The sequence below is a fragment of the Vibrio sp. RW genome (genome assembly GCF_027587105.1).
Classification (GTDB): Bacteria; Pseudomonadota; Gammaproteobacteria; order Enterobacterales; family Vibrionaceae; genus Vibrio; species Vibrio toranzoniae.
In genome coordinates, this window is sequence record NZ_JAPPTM010000064.1 from 1 (window position 1) to 1689 (window position 1689).

Sequence of the window (1689 nt, forward strand, 5' to 3'; positions counted from 1 at the left end):
CAACCCAGAGTGGGCTGACCGCGACCGTTTTATCCTGTCTAACGGCCACGGCTCAATGCTGATTTACTCTCTGCTTCACCTAGCAGGTTACGAGCTTTCAATTGAAGATCTTAAGAACTTCCGTCAACTGCACTCTAAGACTCCTGGTCACCCAGAGTACGGTTACGCACCAGGTATCGAGACGACTACTGGTCCTTTAGGTCAAGGCATCACTAACGCTGTTGGTATGGCAATGGCTGAGAAAGCACTGGCTGCACAGTTCAACAAAGAAGGCCACGACATCGTAGACCACTACACTTATGCATTCATGGGTGATGGCTGTCTGATGGAAGGCATTTCTCACGAAGCCTGCTCTCTAGCAGGTACGTTAGGTCTTGGTAAGCTGGTTGCTTTCTGGGATGACAACGGCATCTCTATCGATGGCGAAGTTGAAGGTTGGTTCTCTGACGATACCCCTAAGCGTTTTGAAGCATACGGCTGGCACGTAATCCCAGCAGTTGATGGTCATGACTCTGACGCGATCAACGCAGCTATCGAAGCGGCTAAAGCGGACCCTCGTCCTACTCTTATCTGTACTAAAACAGTGATTGGCTTTGGTTCTCCAAATAAAGCAGGTACGCACGACTGTCACGGTGCACCTTTAGGCGCTGACGAAATAGCAGCAACTCGTAAACAACTAGGTTGGGAGCACGGTCCTTTTGAAATTCCGTCGGAAGTTTACGCAGAGTGGGATGCGAAAGAAGCAGGCGCAGCTAAGGAAGCAGCGTGGAACGAGAAACTTGCAGCTTATGAAGCAGCATACCCTGAGCTGGCAGCTGAATTCAAACGCCGCGTAAACGGTGATCTTCCTGCACAGTGGGAAGAGAAAGCATCGGCAATCATCGCTGATCTTCAAGCTAACCCAGCAAACATCGCATCACGTAAAGCATCTCAAAATGCTCTCGAAGCGTTCGGTGCTATGCTACCTGAATTCATGGGCGGCTCTGCTGACCTTGCGCCTTCTAACCTAACTATGTGGTCTGGTTCTAAGTCGCTTGAAGCAAACGACTTCTCTGGTAACTACATCCACTACGGTGTACGTGAATTCGGTATGACGGCTATCATGAACGGTATCGCTCTGCACGGTGGTTTCGTACCCTACGGCGCAACGTTCCTAATGTTTATGGAATACGCTCGTAACGCTATGCGTATGGCGGCTCTGATGAAAACTCAGAACATCCAAGTTTACACGCACGATTCTATCGGCCTAGGCGAAGATGGTCCTACTCACCAACCGGTTGAGCAAATCGCATCTCTACGTCTGACTCCAAACATGAGCACATGGCGCCCATGTGACCAAGTTGAGTCTGCTGTTGCTTGGAAACTGGCAATCGAGCGTAAAGATGGTCCTTCTGCACTTATCTTCTCTCGTCAAAACCTTGCACAACAAGATCGTGACGCTGAGCAAGTGGCTAACATCGCTAAGGGTGGTTACATCCTGAAAGATTGTGAAGGCAAACCAGAGCTTATTCTTATCGCGACTGGTTCTGAAGTTGAGCTAGCGGTTAGCGCTGCGGCTGAACTAACCGCTGAAGGTAAGAAAGTACGTGTTGTATCTATGCCTGCAACTGACGCGTTCGATAAGCAAGATGCAGAATACCGTGAGTCTGTACTGCCATCTGACGTTACAGCACGTATCGCAGTAGAAGC

1 protein-coding gene is annotated in these 1689 nt (G+C 49.7%); it reads left to right on the forward strand.

Going from position 1 to position 1689, the window contains the following annotated elements; translation table 11 throughout:
• The coding region (gene tkt, locus OCT63_RS21280) for a transketolase (protein WP_269984581.1) at positions 1 to 1689 on the forward strand (1689 nt) is incomplete at both ends.